Here is a 21,787-nt window from a genome sequence, read left to right as displayed (position 1 = left end):
TTTACTCTTCCTCTTTATCCTCCAGGCAAACGCCATAGCTCTCCGCCTCTTTATTTCCTCTGGGTTCTATATGGACAAGCACATCATAAATGCCTTCCACCTGCTCGGTAATTTTACGCTCAACTTCTTGAGATATTTGATGAGCTCTGGCTACATCCATGGTTGCTGGAAGTTCGATATCCATATACACCATGTAGTGTACGCCTACCTTTCTGACGCGCATTCTATGAGGCTTTTCCACGCCTTCTACTGATGAAGCCGTTTCTGCAATATGTTTATATATTTCAGTGTCGTCCAATCCATCCATCAACTCTTTATTGCTCTCCATAAACAAGCTGATAGCCGTCCAGATAATAAGAATTGAAATGAGGAGTGTCACGACTGCATCTATGCCATAGAATCCAGTCCAATGACTAATCAAAAGTCCTGCCAATACACTTACCGAAATCAAAATATCTGCCGTCATGTTCTTACCGTTGGCCACCAACATATTGGACTGGGTCTTCCGGCCAGCTTTGATTTGACTGAAAGCCAAAAAACTTTTCCCAAAAATGGATATGATGGTCACTATAATGGCGATCAAAGAAACTTCCACCTGTAGAACGGGATTCAGTAGTTGCCGAATGCTACTAATACCCAATTGAAGACCAGCATACAGAATTGCGAAGGCCAGCAAAGAAGTAGCCATCGCCTCGGCTCGACCATAGCCGAAAGGAAACTCCTTATTGGGTTCACGGCTAATGATACGAGATGCAAAAAGGGGGACACTTGAAGTCAAAATGTCCACAGACGAATCCACGCCGTCTCCGATAACACTCAAGGTATGTGTAGCAATGCCTACTGCTAATTTTATCACTGCCAAGATTGCATTGCCCACCATCGCTAAAATGGCAGCTCTACGGATGGCCTGCAGTCGCTTGTGTTCCATATTTATCCTCCGAATACCGTCTTGATAAAGACGCGTATTACTTCTCCGCCCCCTACTAAGGTTCCGATTGTACTACCGATATTCGCAAAAACAACGACCAGAAGAACACGAGTCACGCGATTCTTCCAAAATCCAGTAATACCCGTAAGATCTGTCGATAATTTCTCAAAATCTTCAACTTTTGGCTTTCTTACAAATGCTTCCACCAGACCAGCAAACCATCCGGCAGCTAGTAAGGGATTTAGAGAGCTAATAGGTGCTACTACGAATGCAGTAAGGATGCTTAGTGGATGCCCAAAAGCTAGTAAGGTACCTAGCGCAGAAAATGAACCATTCCAAAGAATCCATGCAAGGAGTCCCTCCCAACCTGAAGGGGCATCATGGCTAAACGTCGTTGCCACCAATCCTACAACTAGTACAGGAATCAGCCAGCCGATTTTTCGCCAAGACTTGTTCTTCTTTGGTACACTAGATATTCTCTGCATATCCTGTTCTTTAAACAGCTCTAGTTGTACACCCGGTAGATGGCCAGCACCCAAAATTGCCAAAATCTTTTTCCCGTTCGATTTTTTCAGTTTGTTTGCGATATATTGATCACGCTCATCAATTAGAGTTCTCTTCAATTGTGGAAAGGATTCAGCCATCTCATTCAGAGCAGCAGAAAGTGCATCTCCCTTACGAAGCGCTTCTAGTTCTTCTTCTGCAATTTCTTCGTCAGAAAAGATACTCATAATTAATGCTAGCATCACTTTGGCCTTGCCTCTTAGGTTCATCATATTCCAAACCCTAGACAAGGTAGTTTGGATATTTCTATCCGCTAGCAACAGCTTTTTATCCTTCTCTTTGGCAATCTGAATGCCCACCTTCATTTCTTCACCTGGTTCAATACCGAACTGCTCTGCAATACGTCTTTGATAAGAACCCAAAACTAGGTTTGCCAAAAGAAGTCCAGACTTCTTTTCCTTGATGATTTTGATAATATCCGTGCCCTTCCAACGGCTTTCTTGCTGCAAACTACTATAGCGTGATTGGCAAAGCTCAACCGCAATCGTATCCGGGTCCTCTGCTTCAACAATTTCAATCACTTGAGCAGCACTCTCCTTGGAAACATGGGCCGTGCCCAAAAGAATAATCTGTTTGTCTTCCAATTCTATGCGTACGATGTTATCTTCGTAACTATTTCGTATTTCGTTCAATCTGTTTTCCTCCAAAAGCTATGCTTGGTAATATGCTGTCATCCAGCGGATACAAGATTCGATATCTTCAAGACAGGCAACTTCCAAAGAAGAATGCATACCCAAGATGGGTACCCCAATATCTACTGCAGCAATTCCTGCCATGGCGCTAGTTAGTGGGCCAATCGTAGTGCCGCCCTTAATATCTGAATGGTTTTGATAGATTTGAGTTGAAATGCCTGCTTGCTTGGCCAACCCCATCAATTTTGCTCTTTGAGATGTATCTGTTGCATATTTTCCCTGTGCCGATACTTTTATAGCAGGTCCCTTTCCCAATAGGGGAGCGTTCTTTTTGTCATACCTAGATGCATAGTTCGGATGATATCCATGCGCAAGATCCAAGGAAACCAGGTCGCAGGCATCCATCATTCTAAAATAGTCCTTCCGGTCTCCGCCTTGAGATAATAGGAGACGCTCCAATAATTCCAGTAACATCGGTGAAAATGCTCCTTCGCTAGTCATACTACCAATTTCTTCATGATTCACTAAAAGTACTAGCTGAGCAGCCTTAGTAGGCTTACAATCCATCAGGGCTCGAATCGCTACATATGCTTCCGATAGGTCATCTAGCCTTGGGGCCATAAAGAGGCCGCTGTCTTCATCCAAAAGTGTACATCCTTCCGAAGAAACCAAATAGGTTTCCCAGGCAAGAATGTCTTCTTTTTCCAAAGACATCTCTTCAATAAGCCTTTCCTGAATCGGTCTATTCCTTAGTGACCATAAAGCCTGTAGGTTTTCTTGGATACTATCTTTTTGATTCTCAGCTTTTAAGTGTACTGCTAGAGATGGTATGACTGCTTTTTGCTTTGAAACAAAAAGTCTTTCCTCTGGTTTTTCAGGACCACCAATAAAGACACGCCCAGCCATGCGCAATGGGATATCTTTAAAGCTCTCCAAATTCATACCACCATAGCGCTCCAGTGAGAGTCTAGCCATGGCATCAAATTGATCTGCCTGCTGTTTTACAGCAAAGCAGGGTGAATCTAGATGGGCCATTACAATGTGCACACCACTTTTTTTTAGCGGTTCCGTTCCAGGCCTTATGGCCCAAAGAACGCCACCACTTTTCTTATAGGATGGTTCTGATAGATCCCCTTGGTATGGAATGAATCCAACATCACTAAGCATATCGGCCAAGTTTTGTGCCGCGTGGTATGGTGTATAAGATTGCTCCAAAAATCGGAATAATTCGTTTTGATTCATTGGGATATGACTCATGAATCCTCCTTCATGCACTGAAATCCTCCAAAGACCCAGCGTCTTCTTTTGCAATTCAGACAATTGACAACCGATTCCGTTGCCCATTCTTCTTCGTCGTCTTGCAAAAAGGACGCACACTGGGCGGCCATATGGTTGAATTCCGTTTCCCTACTTTGAATATCTAAACTATCTAATTCAATATATCGCATCAATAAACCTTCATTTCTTGCCGATTCAAGGTGCGGTATCCCCCGCTTCGATCACCGGTAATCATCAAAACAGACTTGCTATTTAGATAGGCCGTTTTTAATCTCTCCCCTAATTTAACTGCATCGGTCAATGTGATTGCTTCTCCTGAAACATGACGTACTTCTTCAATTTTAGGATGTGCTAACAATTCTTGCACTGTCGTTTCAGTGCACTCCCCCAAGGTGAAATAACCTATGAATCGGCCATTGTTGCCGCCCAAACGAAGTGATGCGCCAGCTAGAGCGCCAATTACCCCGATGCCCTCTCCACCATGTTCAGATAAGTGTACTCCATTCAAACGTTCTGCCAAACCATAGGCTTCATTTTTCTCAATATATTGGTTGAGAGCTCGCATACCATAGGTGAGAAGCCGGTCCTTATCATCTAAAAGTTCAGGAACCACAATACAGAGTCCCGGGTCGGACCCTTGCGCAGCATAGTTCCTTACATAATTCTCACAGAAGTCCGTCATCTCACGTAAAACTGAAAAGTCACTTAGGCCACAAACTGCCATTGAGGAATTATGAGAAGTATACCGGATATTTTCCATAATGGGCAACTGATGTCTGGTAACACCTTCTGACGTAAACCACCCCTTATCTGCTAATTCTGCCACCATTTCTTCTAGTAATTCTCCTGTGCCAATGGATGTATAGTTGTCCGTATCGTCTAAAGCTATGATGATTTTCATCCACTATTCCTTCCTCTTACGCATATCTTTACCGCTCAGAATATCCTGCAGTTCATCATCCGTCAACTGGTAATCCCAGAACTGCTCGTAATAGTCCTCGGCAATTTCTTCTATATCTATATCTTCAAATCGTTCCGGGTAAGCTATCTTGCCTGTATATAACATCGCTAAGGGGATCTCGATGGAATTCATATGTCCCCACCGAGAAATACCATTTGGCAAAAGATATACCCGGTCATCGTGTACAGCCTTCAATGATGACCAAGCACTTTCAGTCCGGATATATTCATCTACTCCACTTTCATTGCATAAAATAAGGTCCGGATCCCATAATAGGATCTGTTCAAGAGAACTATAATACTTGTTATCCGTAAACTCTAGTTCTTCATGCGCCGATACATTGATCAGTCCGGTCCGCTCAATCCAATCGGTCGACAATGAGTCGATCGGGTCTGTACGAATTGCCTCATTTACACTATGGTATACGGTCAGTTTTTCAGACTCTGGAATATCGGCAACCCGACTTTCCACCAATTCCACCATATCCCTATACCAGCTTACATAGGCAGCAGCCTTTTCTTGTTCCCCAAGAGCCTCACCCATGGATTCAATTGTAAATAATTGAGAATCAATGTCTGTAAAATCCACGACAAAATAGGGTATGCCAAACATTTCTAGCTTCTCTTTTTCTCCTTTGGCATAGTAGGTTTCTTTTTCAATAAATGCTAAATCTGTTTCTACCCGAACAATCTCTTCTATGTTTAATCTGCCTGAGTCCTTAACGACAGGGTTTTCTCCGACACCTGGGCAGGCCCGATTAAAAAGAATATCCCGAGTCAAGCCATTGGTGATACACACAATATCCTCATCGTGGCCTAGTAGACCCACGATATGTCCGCTTGCTGCAAAAATTGTACCCAAATGATGAGCATCCTCCGGAACAATGATTTCACGTCCGATTGAGTCGGTCACGCTCACCCCTTCGGTGGGCATAGGAATCGGTTCTTCCTTAGAACAGCCAACTGGCAAAATTAGTACTAGAAATAACACTATATATAATATAACAATCCTATTTTTATTAAACATTTATCCTCTCCATACATTCTGGGGAACGATATATCCCAAATCTTGATCTGTCATGATAACACGCGCCTGTACCTGATATACCTCTTTGATATTCTCTGTTGTCAATACTTCAGCTGGACTTCCACAAGCGTAATCCCTTCCATCATGCATGAGTAAAACCTTGGTTTTCACGCCCATACTTTGAAAGTAGAAAGCATGGTTAGGAAAGTGTGTGGCCATAACAATGCACTTATGTTCTTTTACAGCAAGTGTAGAAGCTAGGGTCAAAAATTCAAGTTCATTTTTAAAATCCAAATGTGCTGTCGGCTCATCTAATACGAGTATATTGCTTTCTTGAGCCAAGGATCTTGCTAAAAGCACCAGCTGGGCTTCACCACCTGAAAGGCTGGGAAAGGGTCGATCCGCGAACTTAGTAACACCCACTAATTCCATAGCACGCTCAACTTTTTTTTCATCCTCAAGGCTTGGCACCCCCAGTGGAGAAATATAAGGCGTGCGTCCCATCATAATCATATCCCGTACTAAATAGGGGAAGGTGGTACGTTTACTTTGAGAAACATACGATACCAAGGAAGCCATCTTGCTACGGCTAAGTGCCCGAATATCCTTTCCTTCAATCTGAACAGTGCCAGCATCCGGTTGATTTAAGCCTAACAATATATCCAACAAGGTGGATTTTCCACAACCATTCGGCCCCAATAGTATTAGAACCTGGGCATACTCCGCCTTTAAGTTGATTCCCTTTAGAATTGGTTTATTCTTTTTATAAGCAAACTCTATCGATTCCGCGATTAAGCTCATCACCATCCACCACCCTTGGTTCTAAGAAGCAAATAGATATAGAAGGGTCCACCGATTAGAGCTGTCAATATACTTAATGGCAACTCGCTCCCAGTAATGCTTCTTCCCAATGTGTCAATCAGGAGCAGGAAAGTCCCCCCTAATACAAAACTCACCGGAATCAAGGTGCGATTATCATTTCCTACGAGCATACGTCCTACGTGGGGAATAACCAGGCCAATCCATCCAACTACCCCCGCCACGGCAACAGATGCTGCCGTGGCTAAGGTTGCACCAGTTATAATCATGATCCGGATAAGGCCCACGTGTACGCCCATGGATTTTGCTTCCTTATCCCCCATACTTAGTACATTGAGGCGCCACCGGAAAGCAAAAATAATCAGCATCCCAATGCTAATCGGAATTAACGAGATGAGTACGTCTGAATACCAAACACTAGCCAAAGAACCCATAAGCCAAAAAACAATGGACGGCAATTGGTCATAGGGATCTGCCACATACTTCATAAAACTCAGCAGTGCACTAAAAATGGAAGAAACAATCACGCCACCCAATACTAGCATTACTTTGTTGTGTCGGTCATAGACACTTCCGATTAGTAAACTAGATAAAACGGCAATAATGCTAAAGACAAAAGACAATAGATAGATCATTCCATAACTACGGTTAAACAATATGATGGCTAACGCTGCACCAAAACCGGCGCCAGAGGATACTCCCAATATACCTGAGTCCACCAACGGATTATGAAACATTCCTTGGAATGCAGCACCGCTTACAGACAGTGCTCCTCCTACTAAAATGGCTAAAAGAGCCCTCGGCATACGCACATCCAATATGACCGCTCTTTCAACTGCAGAATAGTTTGTAGAGCCCCAATCGAATAGTATTTTAAACACCTTCTGTAGGCTCACTGGATACCGTCCCACCAAAATAGCGATGCTGAATGCGATAAAAAGTGACAATATGATTCCGATTCTTTTTAAGCTCTTATGAGGCATATGCTCGCGAGCCTATTATGCTTTCTTACGCCTGCGCACGAGAGCAAGCACAGCGACTGCAGCTAAAACGATTGTTCCAGCAGAAATAGAAGAAAGTCCAGATTTTTCTTCCTTCGTTGAAAAATGGATCACCAAGTCTTCTGCCAAAGTTACACCACTTTTAGAGCTCAGCTCTTTGTTCACAACTAGTTCGTAATCGGTATCCTCCTTTAGAGGCTCAAGCGGGGTAATAATTGCATCATTTCTTTTTTCACGATCAACTTGGTCATCGGCCAAAAAAACATCGATAGCAAGCTCATCTCCACCATTTTCCTTTAAGGTAAATTGAGTACGATTGTTATCTGCAACAGCCATATTGACTATATTTTTCGAAAATGTGAGTGTAATTGTAGCGTCTGTCGCAACCCCATATGCATTATCAGCTGGTGTAGACTGTTCTAGCACTAGTGGTGTCTTTCCGCTAGTATCCTCATCTGCCAACGCTACTGGTACCACGCTAAGTGATAGGAAAAGTACAACTAGTATTCCTGTAATTATTCTTTTGTTCATAATATTCCATCCTCTCCATATGTTATGCTTGCTCATAATATACTACCCTTTTTCCCTTCAAAAAGAAAGCATTACGCCCTCTTCTCATTCTTCATTTGAAAAAAATAGGTTTGTTTTTCTTTGCAAGTAAAATTCAGATTTCAAACATTGGTGACAGCTACATAAAAAAGAGGAATTTCATATCCCTTTGAAATTCCTCCTCAATTTTGTTTTGTACCCCTAGGTGCACTAGTTTTTCTTGTTGGACTCTGTAAAATAGGCTGTTAGCTCTGGTCCAGTCGCAAAGAAATTTCCCGATTCAGCTGCTGCTCGTTCGCTATAAGCTTTATTAGAATCTAGAGGCTTCTCATTTCTAGAATCATAAAGAACATAGGGAACGGCGTCTTTTACATGTGTTCTTATCCGTACCGGTGTGGGATGATCTGGAAGAATAAGCATCCGATAATCTTCTTTCTTTTCCTGCATACTCTCAATAATTGGAGCAATAACCTCTTGTTCAATCAGTTCCAGTGAATGGATTTTTTCTTTTAGCTCACCTTGATGTGAACACTCATCCGGTGCTTCTAAATGCAGATACAGATAATCAACCCCACTAGACAGCGCTTTTATTGCAGCTTCAGACTTCCCTCTAAAATTTGTTTTGATGGTTCCGGTTGCTCCTTCCACATCAATGGTTTGCATGCCCGCGGCCAAAGCAATCCCTTTTAATAAATCCACGGCTGAAATGACCGCACCCTTTAATCCATATCTTTCCTCAAAAGGATCCAATACCGTCTTTTTACCCATCCCCCAAAACCAAACGGAATTTGCAGGATTTTTGCCTTCACGAATTCTTCTTAAATTAATTGGGTGGTGTCTTAAAACAGCATCACTCCCTTTCATCAAGGAAAATAATGACTCTGCTTTTTCTCCTTTAGGCAGATAATTCCGAATAGGTCTTCCGCTTATATCGTGGGGAGGAGTAAGAATCACATTCATATCCGGCTTATCCCAAACCAAAGCGTGTCGGTAACTAATGCCTGGATAAAAAGTAAATCCCTCACCATCCAAAGCCTCTTTTAGGTCGCCAATCAGTACTTTTGACTCTTCGGTTGTAATCTCGCCTGCGCTATAGTCTACCATACTACGAGCTTCGTACTCTGTCTCATCCGACAAACTAACTAGGTTGCAACGCATGGTGGCCTCTGATTCTTTCAGTTCAATTCCCATACTAATAGCTTCTAGCGGTGAACGGCCAGTATGATAAATATCTGGTTCGTATCCCATTACAGACAGATTCGCTACATCGCTACCTGGGGCCATTGAATCTGGAACAGTCTTTACCAGTCCAATTTCTCCTCGCGAGGCCAGACCATCGATTAACGGAATATCTGCACTTTCCATGGGACTCTTACCGCCCAATACTTCATATGTTTCGTCTGCCATTCCATCTGTTAAAATCACTATGTATTTCATATCTTATCTCCCAATTCTTCAAAGCGACTGAATTTCCAACCTTCGTCAATATAGATTACATCCGCCATTATGCGGCGTACATAATCATCGTCTGCTTTTATGCCCTTAATTTCCAAAATAAAGACTACTTCGCCTTCACTACCTCTGCCGTTTAGCTCCACATTTTCTACTTCTATGGTTGCATCTACATAGAAGTTCATCATATTAGACAGGTAACTACGCCAAAAAGCAGGCTCCCGCACCTCAACGATATCATCACCGATGAGTCGTCCTTCGCATCCATCCGCAAAATAACTTAGGCCAGCTTGCAAATCATCATTTTTTAGGCTGAGTAACCATTCATCCAACATATTTGAGACATAGGGTATTTGACCATATTCCAAGGCCTGTTTTTCTTCGATCGGTGCAGACAAATCATTTGATGCTTCTTCTTCAATCGGCGCATCATCTGTTGTGCCTGTACATCCGCTCAATAAAAGCAATAGGCACAGAACTATTATCTTGCTTTTACTACGCATAGGCTCACCCTTTCCCTTGTATTGTTACAAGAATTAATATATCACGGTTCTCTTCATTTTGAAACCACACGCAAGCTTATAGTTGCCGTTCGCTTGTTGTTGTGTGATAATATACGGGTAGTTTGCAAGAAATAGGAGTTTAATAGGAGGTTCTAATGCATAATAAGATACAAATGAGTGTCCCACTAGTTGAAATGGACGGAGATGAAATGACCCATGTCTTATGGGGCTGGATTAAAGATATTCTAATCAAACCTTACGTGGATCTAAAAACCGAGTACTACGATTTGGGACTGGTCAAAAGAGATGAAACGAATGACCAGATTACAGTTGACGCAGCCCAAGCTACCCAGAAATATGGTGTAGCTGTAAAATGTGCCACCATTACCCCCAACGCCCAGCGTGTTGACGAGTACAATCTTAAAGAAATGTGGAAGAGCCCCAACGGCACCATCCGGGCCATTTTGGACGGAACGGTTTTCCGTGCTCCCGTTCAAGTTAGCAGTATTAAACCTTTTGTAAGAACTTGGATCAAACCCATCACCATCGCGCGTCATGCCTATGGTGATATATACAAGAATGTCGAACATATTGCAACTATGCCAGGAAAAGCTGAGCTTGTATTCACCGACGAAACGGGCCATGAAACTCGCAAAACCATTCATGATTTCGAAGGCCCAGGCGTAATAATGGGCATGCACAACACAAACAAGTCCATCCGTAGTTTTGCTCGTTCCTGCTTCGAGTATGCTTTGGATGTAAAAGAAGACCTGTGGTTTTCCACCAAAGATACCATATCCAAGCAATACGACCACACCTTCAAAGATATCTTTCAAGAAATCTTTGAAGAGGAATATGAAGCACGTTTCAAAGAAGCTGGTATCGTTTACTTTTATACCTTAATTGACGATGCTGTAGCTCGTGTAATGCGTTCTGAAGGTGGCATGATTTGGGCTTGCAAAAACTATGATGGTGATGTAATGTCTGATATGGTTGCTACCGCATTTGGCTCTCTTGCTATGATGACTTCTGTACTAGTTTCACCAGATGGAATTTATGAATTTGAAGCAGCACACGGTACTGTTACTAGACATTATTATCGTTACCAAAAGGGTGAAGAAACTTCTACCAATCCCATTGCAACGATTTTTGCTTGGTCCGGCGCCTTCAAAAAACGTGGTGAGCTTGATGGCAACAAAGAATTAATTGCTTTTGGTGAAGCCTTAGAAAAGGCTAGCCTAGAAACCATCGAATCCGGTTTCATGACCAAAGACTTGGCCTTACTATCCACCAATACGGATAAACAAGTCTTAAACAGCAAGCAATTCCTCGAAGAGATTGCGAAACGTATCAGCCTATAGTTGCAAAATATAAAAGAAAACAAAAAAGGTCCTATCCTTTAGGACCTTTTTATATTCAATAGATATGCTAAGAAAAGTAGCACTGCACGATATTAGACAAATAAATGACTATTCCATGTGTAAAATCAGTTTGACACTGAATAGTCTCTTTTTTCTCTCCTTTACCAACTTTTCTTCGCCTCATCCCTCAATTAGCCTATAATGTTGCTATACACTAAAACACAAATCAAGTGAGGAATCCTATGAAGCAGCAAAGCAAAGTTCATCTTTACTACCTAATCATCCTTATCCTTTTTGTTTTTTCCGGTTATTTTATTCCTACTAGCTGGTATGAAAACACCTATTTTGAACTGTTCTTTTCGCAGATTGCCCTACTTATGATTCCAACAGCAATTTTCTTGTTGTTCAATAAACGCCATCTCCATAAGTATCTTGCTATTCAAAAACTCTCCATGCAAGATATAATATTTATACCGTTTATCGTTCTACCTCTCATCTTTATAGGGGCTTTTTTCAATTCACTCATAGTATTTCTGGTTTCATCTTGGCATGGGCCAGTATATGCCCCTCAGTACGCAATAGATACAACCCTCCCTCTTTTACCCTACATCATCGGGATGGCTATTCTACCAGGTATTTTTGAAGAGACAATTCACAGAGGGATCCTACTTGCCACCTACCGTAAACAAGGTAAGCGCTTTGCCATGATAACGTCTGCACTCTTATTCGCTCTACTTCATCTGAGTGTAGCCAATCTCGCCAATACCTTCATGCTAGGACTATTCTTTGCCTGGTTAGTATATTTCACGGGTTCGCTACTCAGCTCAATGTATGCCCATTTTTTCTATAACGTATTCATCGTACTCTCAGAGTACTTAATTACTTCTGAAAAAATGCCAGAATACCTTAGCATCGATATAAATCAGCTTCTCAGCTTAATCCCCTTTACACTAGTAGCTGCCCTACTGTGGTTTCTCATATTCAGCCTATATAAAAAGAGTCACCCTCCGGTGACCCTTGAACCTGGTCGTCAAGCCTTGCGTAGCTTCAGTACACTACTTCAAACAGACGGCTTCTTTACTATTTGTCTAATCTTTATTCTATCTGTTAATGGATTTCTCTTATTTCTCTAGACTCAATTAATCTTGCTTGTCTTCACTAGTGCATAAATCTTTTAATGTACAGATAGCGCATTTCGGATTTCTAGCAAGGCAAGTTCTTCGCCCATGAAAAATTAACCAATGATGTGCATCCTTCCAATCTTTTCTTTCAAAAACTTGCATCAACTCTTGCTCCACCTTTTCGGGTGTATTCCCCTTGGCAAGTCCCAATCTCCTAGAAGTTCTAAACACATGCGTGTCTACCGCGAATGCTGGTATTCCAAACGCATTGGATAAAACTACATTGGCCGTTTTCCTTCCTACACCGGGTAGCGCCACCAATTCAGGCAAGGTCTTAGGCACCATGCCCTCCTGCTTTTCAAGTAATAACTTGGTAGTAGCAAGAATATTCTTCGCCTTATTACGATACAAGCCCACAGAACCAATCTTTTTTTCAAGTTCTTCTTGACTCAATTTAGCCATGGATTCAGGATTGCCATAGTCTAAGTAAAGAGAGCGAGTCACTTTGTTTACTTGCTTGTCTGTCGACTGAGCGGCCATCATGGTGGAAATCAGTAGTTGATATGGTGTTTCGAATTCTAGTTCTGTATCTGCCCCTTGATAGGTCTCCCGCAATGTGTCAATAATCATTTTTGTTTTACTACTCATTCTAAATGCTCCTTTAAGAAGGCAATTTCCCTTTTATGGCCTTCATCATCGTATGGTGTTTCTAAAAAGAACGGAATTTTTTCAAACGGTTCGTGACCCAAAATATCAAGCAAAAATGGCATGCCCAATTCACCTTCACCTATACCAGCATGACGATCCTTATGACTCCCCATCCCATACTTGCTATCGTTCAAATGGATAGCCTTCAGTCGTTCTAAGCCCAAAATAGTGTCAAATTCTTCTAGTACCCCTACCATATTATCCCGCAAGTCATACCCTGCATCATACACATGGCAGGTATCGAGGCAAATGCCAAACTTCTCCGGATGGTCAAGCTCGGATAATATACTTCTTAATTCTTCAAATCTTGCCCCTACTTCAGAACCTTTTCCAGCCATCGTTTCAAGCAAGATGGTCGTAGTTTCTCTACCGCTTACTACTTCATTCAAACCACGTACAATGCGTTCTATACCTACCACCACACCATCTTTAACATGGCTCCCTGGATGAAAATTATATAAGTGTGCTGGTAGTTGCTCCATGCGTAAGAGATCCTCACGCATCATATTCTTTCCAAAGGTTCGTACGTCCTCTTTTCCCGATGCTAGATTCAGTGTATAGGGTGCATGAGCAAGTAAGGGACCAAAATGATGTTCTTCCATAATCTTCTTTAATGCTTCAAGATCGGACGGTTCTAACTCCTTGGCCTTTCCACCGCGAGGATTCCTCGTGAAAAACTGAAAGGTATTCGCCCCAATATCTACCGCCGTTTCACCAGCCTTCTTGTATCCTTTCGCAATGGATAGGTGACTTCCTAAAATCATCTTGTCTCCTCTTCTAACGGTCATAGAATACACTGTCGCCAATGAATTCTCGAATGATGGAATTGTTGGGTATTGCTCCAGTATCCTCAATTGGTTCAAAAAAATCTACAATGTTTAGTAAGTTGACGGCTTCTGCAAAGTAAGGAGAACTTGAATCAAGTCCACACAGTAGTTTCTCGACCAAGGGTTTTAAAACTGCCAATTCGTAAATTAAATGTGAGTTGAACATCACATCCGCATTTTCTTGATACGGAAAAATATTTTGATCCTCTCCCCTGCGTACGCTGGACCACCTAGCCAAAGTATCCTCTGGTGAAATTCCTCTAACCCTAGCATCGCGTACCATACGGCGCATCAGTCTAGCATCCGTCGTCTTAATTCGATTGCTGCAATCCAAATTCAATTGGGTCAAGGCGCTAATGTAGATAAAGAACTTCCTACTCCTAGGTATTGCTTTTGTTAACACATTATTAATGGCATGGATTCCTTCAATGATAATCGGCTGATCCGCCCGTATCTTTAGTTTTTTCCCCTCCGAGTATGTTCCCTTCTTAAAATCAAACAAGGGAAGTGTAACTTCTTCTCCCTGTATAAGGGAGGTCAAATCATCATTGAATTGGTCCAAACGAATGGCATGAATAGATTCATAATCCACCTCTCCAAATTCATCTATCGGTGTTTCCTGTCTTTTGACAAAATAATCATCTAAAGAAATGGAAACTGGTTCTATCCCATTTACCATGAGTTGTACTGACAATCGTTTGGCAAAGGTGGTCTTACCGGACGAAGATGGACCCGCAATCATAATCAGCTTTAATCTTTCCCTGTCACAAGTAATCTGATCGGCTATGGCCATAATCTTTTTCTCATGCATTCCTTCGGCAATGCGCACCAGTTCATCCGTTTCACCCGAGCGAATACATTGATTCAAGGTGCCAGCATCGCTTACCCCTTGGATTTGACTGAATCGTTCACTGTCCCTCAAGATATTGAATAGCTTCGGTTGTTCCCGAAAAGGCGGTAGACGGTTGGGGTTGTCCTTCTTGGTAAGAAGCAACAAAAATCCTGGCATATAATAACGAAGTGAAAAATGTTTAAGTACGCCAGTGCGGGGCACAATATACCCATACATGTAATCTTGATACTCTTCCAACTTGTAAATGGAGGTGGTCTTTTTGCTACGATTATTCTCAAATAAGCGTGCCCTAACTAGATTGTTCATCGAAGTGAAAAGCTCAATTGCCTCTTTCTTATCAACGGTCTCTCGCTCAATGGGCAAATCCTGACGGATTAGTTCCTTCATGCGGTTTTCCATCCGTTCCACATCTTCTTTTTTGATGCGGCTTTGTCCCTGCAGTAAACAGTATAACCCATTGCTTATGGAATGCTCCGCACTAAGTGTTGCCAAAGGATAGAACTCTCTTACTACCTTGGCCAATAAAAATACTAATGAACGTTCTAAAATGCGGTGTCCTATGCTCGTTGATAAATCTAAAAATTCTACCTTGGCATCCTCAAAAAGTTGCAGTTGCAAGGGGCGGAGCTGGTTATTTACCTTAGCTACTACAACGGGATATTTATACTCTTCTTGTACCATCTCGCCTAATTCGGACAAGGTAATACCCTTTTCCACCAAATATTCCTTATCTCTAATGTGTACTCTAATGTTCCCCATACCATCCTCCATTTTTAACTCGTTTTTGTATCATTCATTTTTTCCCTTAATTAGAGTATAATCTATTCTGGGCCGGAAAGTAAACAACCTCCGGCAAGGGAGGTATCACTTGGAAGACAGCTTAACCTATATCGTGGAAGCTAAGTACAACGGTCAAACGCTTCAATCGGTATTGCAAAATGAATTTCACTTTTCCAGAAAATTACTACGAAGTCTCAAGGTCAAAGACGGTGTTTATCTAAACGGTAAAACAGGCTACTACTACCTAAGGGTCAAAACCGGCGATACCTTGTGTGTTGAAATGTCTGGAAATGAAGAAACTTCCGTCATACCAGAGAATCTTCCACTGTCCCTTGTCTTTGAAAATGAGGACTTTCTTTGCGTGGATAAGCCACCAAAGATTGCCTGTCATCCTGTGGGCATCTACCAAAGTGGAACCATTGCAAATGCAGTCTGCCACTATTACTTACATCAAGGAAAAACCCGCAAATTTCGGCCGGCTGGAAGACTTGACCGAAATACTTCTGGTCTTCTATTGGTCTGCAAAAGTTCCTTTGCACAAGCCTATTATGTAAAATGCAACCAGTTAGGAGAAGTTGAAAAAATCTATCTTGCGTTTGTGGAAGGACATCTAAATAAGCCCTCTGGGTGTTTAGACTTCCCCATTGACAGAATCGAACACACTTCTTTAAGACGTGCTGTGATGCCTGGAGGAAAATCGAGTCAAACACAATACCAGGTTATACAAGAAACTAAACATCATAGCCTAGTTCGAATCCGCTTACTAACAGGAAGAACCCACCAAATCCGGGTCCATTTTTCGCATATTGGACATCCTTTGGCTGGTGACGGACTATACGGAGGCAGTGAAATAGAAATGGAAAGACACGCTCTGCACTGTCACATGCTTCGGTTCCCTGACCCTAGAAATAAGGGTGAGAAAATCGAAATCATCTCTGAACTTCCGCTTGATATGCAAGAACTTTTATCTAAAGATCAATAATCTACATCAATATACTTGCCATCCTTGGTAAACCCTTTTTCCCTGATTTCTATATCCAGGTTTCGCTCCAATTTACCAACTACAAATTTTGTATGTTCCTCTACAAAAGTGATTACCGTACCTTTTCGTCCCGCACGAGCCGTCCGGCCACTTCTATGGATATAGCTGGTTTGGTCTTTGGGTACATCATAGTTGATGATGTAGCGAACGTCCGGAACATCCATCCCGCGGGCAAAGATATCCGTAGTCACCAGATAATCTACTTTTCCTGTTCTGAAATTTCCAATAATTCTTTTCCTATCCTGGGATGAAAGACCACTATGGATGCCTTGAGCCTTAAGACCGGCTTCTTGCATGCGTCCGGCTAGGCCCTTCACACCTGCATTGCGAGTAATGAAAACGATAGCCCGCTTAATTTTCAATTCTTCAGAAAGCCTTATCAATAAATTAAACTTCCTGGGGTCTTCTGCCATGATGAACTGGTGCAAAATATCCTCATTGGTTTTCTTTTTACTCATGAGAATTAGCTCAAATTTCCTTCCAATATCCCGCATCATTCGTTGCGCATCATCGGTCACTGTAGCAGAAAAGAATAAGGTCTGGGCATCATCTGGCAATTGGTTCAATAAATCTCTGACACCGTTATAGAATTTTTCATCCGCTAGCTTATCCGCTTCATCCACCACAATCATATTGACTGAATCTAGGTTCAACTTCATTACCCGTATCGCTTCATCAATCCGTCCTGGTGTTCCGATGATAATCTGGGGTTTCTTCTTTAGTTTATCTTTTTGTCTTTCTTTATTCGCTCCACCAATCAGCATTGCCTGCCTAAGCCCTGGCATTTTATACATGCCGAGTACATTATTCAGCTGGCCCGCCAATTCCCTAGTGGGCATTATGATGAGTGCCTGACAATTCTTCTCATCTATTTTAATTTTTTTCAATACTGGTAGCAAAAATGCTAGGGTCTTGCCGGTTCCTGTCGGAGACTGAACCAACAGATTGGCACCAGATAAGGCCTTTTCAGCTGTATCTGACTGCACTGCAAGTGGAGCAACTATTTTTTGTTTTTCGAGAGATGCCAGCACTTCTTCTGGCAAACCATATACTTTAAAATCTTTCATTATTTTCCTTCTTCCAACGACAAAGCACCAAAGATAGAGGACAGATATGTTTGTCCGTTGCGATCTAGGATTTCCAAATCAGATACCCCAACCTGCATCACTTCTACCCGTTCAAGATTGCTTCCGTTAACCTTATAGTATTCAACATAATCATGAATTACCAAAACTTGTGATTCTTCTTGCTTATACACCATCATAACATGACCTGGCATAAATAATAGTGAGCCGACCGGTAAATTACTGATTTTTCTGAGCTTGGCACTATCTGTGAGTCCTTCGTCAAAACGAATGCTTCTCAATCCGCCCAGTTCTTTTGCATACAGCGCCTGTGGACCAGAATCTCTGGGAATCCATAGGCCGAATCCACTATAGATATCTCTTACCATAGCAGAACAATCCCGTCCCTGATCAGCGCCACCCCAATCATACGCTTCGCCCAAAAGCTTGTCTGCCTGCTTGGTAATAGTATCTTGGGTAAAAGGCAAATATCCTAGGCTAACTACCGCGTTTTTGTCTACTTCCAATATGGCAAGTTCGCCTTGACCATCATAGGTAAGCCCATGAAAGCAGCCGCTGCTCAGTAGGGAAGAAAAGGCAGTGGTATCTTGAGCATCAGCAAGAGGCACAACCGTACCCATCGGCAGTTCAATTCGTTTTCGAGCACCACTTTGACTTACTCGAAGTGCTTCAACTCGGTTATCTTGAACCACGATAAAATTATCTCTATTTAGTATAGATTCCAATTTTTCCTTACTAATATTCGCCACATGCTCTTTAAGAATCCAACCCGCATAATAGTCACTAGCCACCAAAAGGTACTTGCCATCTTTGCTGGTCCCAAAAACAAATACTGGTTCTTGGGGATAAATAGCGCTTAGCTGCAACCGGTCGAATCCTGGATTCTTATTGGGATTAACATATTTATTCATGGTGGGCAAGGCCCTTAAAGAACCTCTAGTCAGTATCAAACCATAGCCATAATTCTTTTGTAGAGTAGCATTGGCTAAAATCCCAGATTTTTCTTCAGCAGACACAGGACTCAAGTTTTCTTTCGCCAAAGCTGATTTGGGCCAGGTAAAGCAATCCGAAAGAATCGTATCGATCTTCTCTGGTGTTAGGTCGAAAATATCAATATAGGCATCTGAGTTAGATGCTCGTCCGTTTAAACTATCTATTTCCTGAATAGCCAATAGCACTTCAGGCTCTGCATGCTTTTCAGGTTCTACCAATAGAGGTTTCACAACTATAGGGTCTTTTTCAGGTGTCGCTTCAAACTCTTTTTGACTTACGCCTGCTCCAACTAAAAAACCAAAGGAAGCTACGAATAGCATAATTCCAATACCCAACAGCATGCTTTTCTGGTTATCAACCATTGATTCCGTATCCTTTCTCATTTTCCTTTGCCAAAAGGGAAATCAGCTCAACAGGTGTAGCGATGCAATGAGTAGCCTCAATAAATTCTTCATCCAAACCATATCCGTAAAGTGCGGCAATACTATCAATGCCCAAATTCTTGGCTCCTTGGATATCATATATCCGGTCTCCCACCATCCACATCTCTTCTTGCACAATGTCTGGGTGGTTTTTCATTACTTCTGTAATAATTTCATTTTTATGAATTCTATTTAAACGAACATCTGAACCCACCAAGGTCTGAAAATATTTCGTTAGACCGAAATGGTCCAGTACAATCGTTACGTTTTTTTGCGGTTTGGCTGAAGCAACCGCCAAAACACAATCCTCGCTTAGTTTCTGAAGCGTTTCAACCATTCCGGGATAGGGCTTACCCATAAAGATTCCCTCTTTATTATAGAATTTCCGAAAAACCTTCAGCATAAGATCGATCTCTTCTTCAGGAATATCAGCGTAAGTTTGAAAACTATATTCCAACCTTGGTCCGATGAAACGCTCTAGTACCTTATCTTCTGGCACAGCCCTCTTCGTTTCTCTAAAAGTCTTCTTAAGAGAATCGAGTATTCCCGGTCCAGTTTCCACCAAAGTTCCATCTAAATCAAACAATATCAGTTTTTTCATTTTTTCCCTCTTCAATTTTCATTCTTTTCTTCCGCTCTAACATCTCATTTTTAGAGTAAACACAGCCGCAATAATCTTGGCGGTACAAGGCATACTCCTTAGATAATTCAACGGAACGTTTCATACCATTATTCTTCTTCAAATCACAGGGCAGATACTGTACACCAATACGTTCCTGAATGTTTAGCCCTAGCTGGTGAAGTAAACTTGCATTCTTATAAGGGCTAATAGACAAGGTTGTTGTGAAATAATCATAATGCAGTTGTTTGGCAAGTTCGGCCGTCTGCGTAAATCTTAGTTCAAAACAAACCTCACAACGCAGTCCACGTTCCGGTTCATTTTCAAGACCTCGTACCATATCAAAATAAACCTCTGGAGTATAGTCCGCAATGATTACCTTGGGGCGATTATTGAAAGGATAACTAGCTACAAAGCGTTTCAACTCTTCAGCACGGGCCACAGCTTCTTTTTCAGGATAAATATTGGGATTATAATAGTAGGCCGCGATATCAAAATCGTTGGACCAATCCACCAAAGGCACACTTGCACAAGGGGCACAACAGCAGTGCAACAATAATTTGGGTCTTATCCCCTTTTTGCGGTTGTTTTCTATAACCTCATTTGTCATCTTTTGATAGGCTTGTTTCTCGTTCATATTTCCCTCACAAATTGTTTCTAACTCCTAGCATTATAGCCTAGAAAAACGGCTTTGACCACAAAAGTCAAGCCGTTCTTATGATTGCTATATGCTCATCTGATTGTAAATCTTTGTTTCCGTTTCCTTGTTTTTATAGATAGATACCACGTTTGCTGGTTTTTTATCAATAATCCTAGCTGGCTCACCTACTGCTGTAGAGTTGGTTGAAGTATCCTTAATTACGATTGCACCAGCCCCTATCTTACTACCAGAGGCGATTCGGATATTGCCTAAAACTTTGGCACCTGCCCCCACAATGACACCATCTTCTAGGATAGGATGCCTAGTAACCTCATTCTTACCAGTACCTCCTAAGGTAACACCCTGATAAAGCGTCACGTTGTCACCGATTCTTGTAGTTTCACCTATAACAACTCCCATGCCATGGTCAATGAAAAAGTTTTTGCCAATGGTAGCTCCTGGGTGTATTTCAATTCCAGTAAGCCAACGGGATACCTGACTAATCAACCGGGCTAGGAAATACAGTTTCTTGCTAAACAGAAAGTGAGCAATCCTGTGATTCAAGGTCGATAAAACGGTGGGATAAAGTAGGACAATTTCCAAATAGCTCTTGGCTGCTGGGTCCTTCTTCTTAATATTATCCAAATAATTTTTCAAATTCTTAAACATCTTAGTTACCTCCAAACACTTTGGTTGAAATATATTTTTCTCCACCATCAGGTGCAATAACCACAATGGTCTTTGTTTCTGGAAGAGTCTTGGCCTTGATTAGAGCAGCGGCTACAGCAGCTCCAGAGGAAATTCCCAAAAATAATCCTTCTTCAGCAGCTAGCCTTCTTGTAACTTCATAAGCTACATCATCACTTATGCTAACGAGCTCATCAATCAGATCTCTTTCTAGAATTTCAGGAACAAATCCAGCACCAATGCCTTGAATTTTATGAGGCCCAGGACTTTCTCCCTTAAGTACGGAAGAGGCCAACGGTTCAACTCCAATAATCTCGACCTCCGGTTTATGGATTTTTAGTTGTTTCGCTACTCCTGTCAAGGTTCCACCCGTACCTATACCAGCTATAAACATATCTAGCTCTGGTACGTCTTCCAAAATTTCTTTTGCTGTTGTCGTTTCATGAGCTCTTACATTTCCTGGATTTTCAAATTGGTCTAATGACAATGCATGCTCGTTCTCACTTACCAATTCATGTGCCTTTTCAATGGCCCCTTTCATTCCTAAAGGACCAGCTGTCAGCACCAATTTCGCACCATAGCTCCGAATTATATCTTGTCGTTCCCGGCTCATGGTCTCCGGCATAACGATGATTACAGAAAAGCCAAGCAGATTTCCAGTTAAAGCCAAAGCAATACCTGTGTTACCACTGGTTGCCTCCACGATAACACTCTTTTCGTTAATCTTTCCTTGTTCCCTTGCTTGACTAAGCATTCCCAGTACAGCCCGGTCTTTTACAGAACCACCCAAATTGAATTTTTCAAGCTTCACATATATTTTTGGGCCATTGTCTTCTACCATTTTTCTCAAACGTACTACCGGGGTGTTTCCAATCAGTTGTATCGCATTTTCAACTCTCATATCGTCCTCCAAAATAAAAATACTCCGCCTCTTAT

At 41.9% G+C, this 21,787-nt stretch carries 23 protein-coding genes and 1 other annotated feature (1 of these 24 cut by a window edge); of the genes, 3 read left to right on the top strand and 20 right to left on the bottom strand.

Annotated features, from left to right (window positions below; genetic code table 11):
• Position 1: 1 nt before the first annotated feature.
• The 11 genes from JR334_01775 to JR334_01725 form a co-directional block, all read right to left on the bottom strand.
• Positions 2–928, bottom strand: a complete 927-nt coding sequence (locus JR334_01775) for a cation transporter (protein ID QRN85988.1) — start codon at positions 926–928, stop codon at positions 2–4.
• 2 nt (positions 929–930) lie between these two features.
• Positions 931–2,115 carry a TraB/GumN family protein gene (locus JR334_01770; GenBank protein ID QRN86831.1) on the bottom strand — a complete coding sequence of 395 codons (1,185 nt, stop codon included), beginning with the start codon at positions 2,113–2,115 and terminating at the stop codon, positions 931–933.
• Between the two features lie 27 nt (positions 2,116–2,142).
• Positions 2,143–3,381 (bottom strand): hypothetical protein, encoded by a 1,239-nt coding sequence (locus JR334_01765; GenBank protein ID QRN85987.1) that lies wholly within the window; start codon positions 3,379–3,381, stop codon positions 2,143–2,145.
• Positions 3,378–3,572, bottom strand: coding sequence for a hypothetical protein (locus JR334_01760; GenBank protein ID QRN85986.1), 195 nt, complete (start codon positions 3,570–3,572; stop codon positions 3,378–3,380). Before JR334_01760 ends, JR334_01765 begins: the two co-directional genes overlap by 4 nt.
• Positions 3,572–4,303 carry a hypothetical protein gene (locus tag JR334_01755; GenBank protein QRN85985.1) on the bottom strand — a complete coding sequence of 244 codons (732 nt, stop codon included), beginning with the start codon at positions 4,301–4,303 and terminating at the stop codon, positions 3,572–3,574. The genes JR334_01760 and JR334_01755 overlap by 1 nt, the downstream gene beginning before the upstream one ends.
• 3 nt (positions 4,304–4,306) lie before the next feature.
• Positions 4,307–5,389: an ABC transporter substrate-binding protein gene (locus JR334_01750; GenBank protein QRN85984.1), complete on the bottom strand. Its 1,083-nt coding sequence runs from the start codon at positions 5,387–5,389 to the stop codon at positions 4,307–4,309.
• A complete protein-coding gene (locus JR334_01745; protein ID QRN85983.1) occupies positions 5,390–6,190 on the bottom strand; it encodes an ABC transporter ATP-binding protein in 801 nt (266 codons plus the stop codon).
• Positions 6,190–7,191 carry an iron ABC transporter permease gene (locus tag JR334_01740; GenBank protein ID QRN85982.1) on the bottom strand — a complete coding sequence of 334 codons (1,002 nt, stop codon included), beginning with the start codon at positions 7,189–7,191 and terminating at the stop codon, positions 6,190–6,192. Before JR334_01740 ends, JR334_01745 begins: the two co-directional genes overlap by 1 nt.
• Before the next feature lie 15 nt (positions 7,192–7,206).
• Complete coding sequence (locus JR334_01735) at positions 7,207–7,740, bottom strand: Ig-like domain-containing protein (GenBank protein ID QRN85981.1); 534 nt, start codon at positions 7,738–7,740, stop codon at positions 7,207–7,209.
• A 228-nt stretch (positions 7,741–7,968) separates the two neighbouring features.
• Entirely contained in the window at positions 7,969–9,195 is a 1,227-nt protein-coding gene (locus JR334_01730) for a cofactor-independent phosphoglycerate mutase (protein QRN85980.1), read from the bottom strand.
• Entirely contained in the window at positions 9,192–9,713 is a 522-nt protein-coding gene (locus tag JR334_01725) for a hypothetical protein (protein QRN85979.1), read from the bottom strand. Before JR334_01725 ends, JR334_01730 begins: the two co-directional genes overlap by 4 nt.
• A 155-nt stretch (positions 9,714–9,868) precedes the next feature.
• On the opposite strand from JR334_01725, the gene JR334_01720 reads away from it, so the two are divergent.
• Both JR334_01720 and JR334_01715 read left to right on the top strand, forming a co-directional pair.
• The gene (locus tag JR334_01720) at positions 9,869–11,074 is read left to right on the top strand and encodes an NADP-dependent isocitrate dehydrogenase (GenBank protein ID QRN85978.1); all 1,206 of its coding nucleotides are present in this window, start codon (positions 9,869–9,871) and stop codon (positions 11,072–11,074) included.
• Positions 11,075–11,316: 242 nt separating this feature from the next.
• On the top strand, positions 11,317–12,207 hold the full coding sequence (locus tag JR334_01715; protein ID QRN85977.1) for a CPBP family intramembrane metalloprotease: 891 nt from the start codon (positions 11,317–11,319) through the stop codon (positions 12,205–12,207).
• 6 nt (positions 12,208–12,213) lie between these two features.
• On the opposite strand, the gene nth is transcribed toward JR334_01715, so the two are convergent.
• From nth to JR334_01700, 3 genes are read right to left on the bottom strand one after another with little or no spacing between them, the layout of a single operon-like run.
• Positions 12,214–12,843 carry an endonuclease III gene (nth, locus tag JR334_01710; protein ID QRN85976.1) on the bottom strand — a complete coding sequence of 210 codons (630 nt, stop codon included), beginning with the start codon at positions 12,841–12,843 and terminating at the stop codon, positions 12,214–12,216.
• Complete coding sequence (locus tag JR334_01705; protein ID QRN85975.1) at positions 12,840–13,667, bottom strand: deoxyribonuclease IV; 828 nt, start codon at positions 13,665–13,667, stop codon at positions 12,840–12,842. Before JR334_01705 ends, nth begins: the two co-directional genes overlap by 4 nt.
• Before the next feature lie 13 nt (positions 13,668–13,680).
• A complete protein-coding gene (locus JR334_01700; GenBank protein ID QRN85974.1) occupies positions 13,681–15,342 on the bottom strand; it encodes a nucleoside kinase in 1,662 nt (553 codons plus the stop codon).
• A 109-nt stretch (positions 15,343–15,451) separates the two neighbouring features.
• Here JR334_01700 and JR334_01695 point away from each other — a divergent pair, with 109 nt between their 5' ends.
• Positions 15,452–16,345: an RluA family pseudouridine synthase gene (locus JR334_01695; protein ID QRN85973.1), complete on the top strand. Its 894-nt coding sequence runs from the start codon at positions 15,452–15,454 to the stop codon at positions 16,343–16,345.
• On the opposite strand, the gene JR334_01690 is transcribed toward JR334_01695, so the two are convergent.
• From JR334_01690 to cysK, 6 genes are all read right to left on the bottom strand, one after another.
• The gene (locus JR334_01690) at positions 16,339–17,472 is read right to left on the bottom strand and encodes a DEAD/DEAH box helicase (GenBank protein QRN85972.1); all 1,134 of its coding nucleotides are present in this window, start codon (positions 17,470–17,472) and stop codon (positions 16,339–16,341) included. The two genes, JR334_01695 and JR334_01690, sit on opposite strands and share 7 nt — an antisense overlap.
• Positions 17,472–18,866 (bottom strand): SH3 domain-containing protein, encoded by a 1,395-nt coding sequence (locus tag JR334_01685; protein QRN85971.1) that lies wholly within the window; start codon positions 18,864–18,866, stop codon positions 17,472–17,474. Before JR334_01685 ends, JR334_01690 begins: the two co-directional genes overlap by 1 nt.
• Positions 18,838–19,506 (bottom strand): HAD hydrolase-like protein, encoded by a 669-nt coding sequence (locus JR334_01680; protein ID QRN85970.1) that lies wholly within the window; start codon positions 19,504–19,506, stop codon positions 18,838–18,840. Before JR334_01680 ends, JR334_01685 begins: the two co-directional genes overlap by 29 nt.
• Positions 19,484–20,161 (bottom strand): epoxyqueuosine reductase QueH, encoded by a 678-nt coding sequence (locus tag JR334_01675; protein ID QRN85969.1) that lies wholly within the window; start codon positions 20,159–20,161, stop codon positions 19,484–19,486. Before JR334_01675 ends, JR334_01680 begins: the two co-directional genes overlap by 23 nt.
• A gap of 87 nt (positions 20,162–20,248) precedes the next feature.
• Entirely contained in the window at positions 20,249–20,833 is a 585-nt protein-coding gene (gene cysE, locus JR334_01670) for a serine O-acetyltransferase (protein ID QRN85968.1), read from the bottom strand.
• Position 20,834: 1 nt separating this feature from the next.
• Positions 20,835–21,752, bottom strand: a complete 918-nt coding sequence (cysK, locus tag JR334_01665; GenBank protein ID QRN85967.1) for a cysteine synthase A — start codon at positions 21,750–21,752, stop codon at positions 20,835–20,837.
• 32 nt (positions 21,753–21,784) lie between these two features.
• Positions 21,785–21,787: a binding site (T-box leader), on the bottom strand (it continues 211 nt past the right edge of the window).

This window comes from Clostridia bacterium (genome assembly GCA_016887505.1).
Classification (GTDB): domain Bacteria; phylum Bacillota; class TC1; order TC1; family UBA5767; genus UBA5767.
The sequence above is the reverse complement of the archived record's forward strand: the minus strand, read 5'-3'. Positions and strand labels throughout refer to the sequence as shown.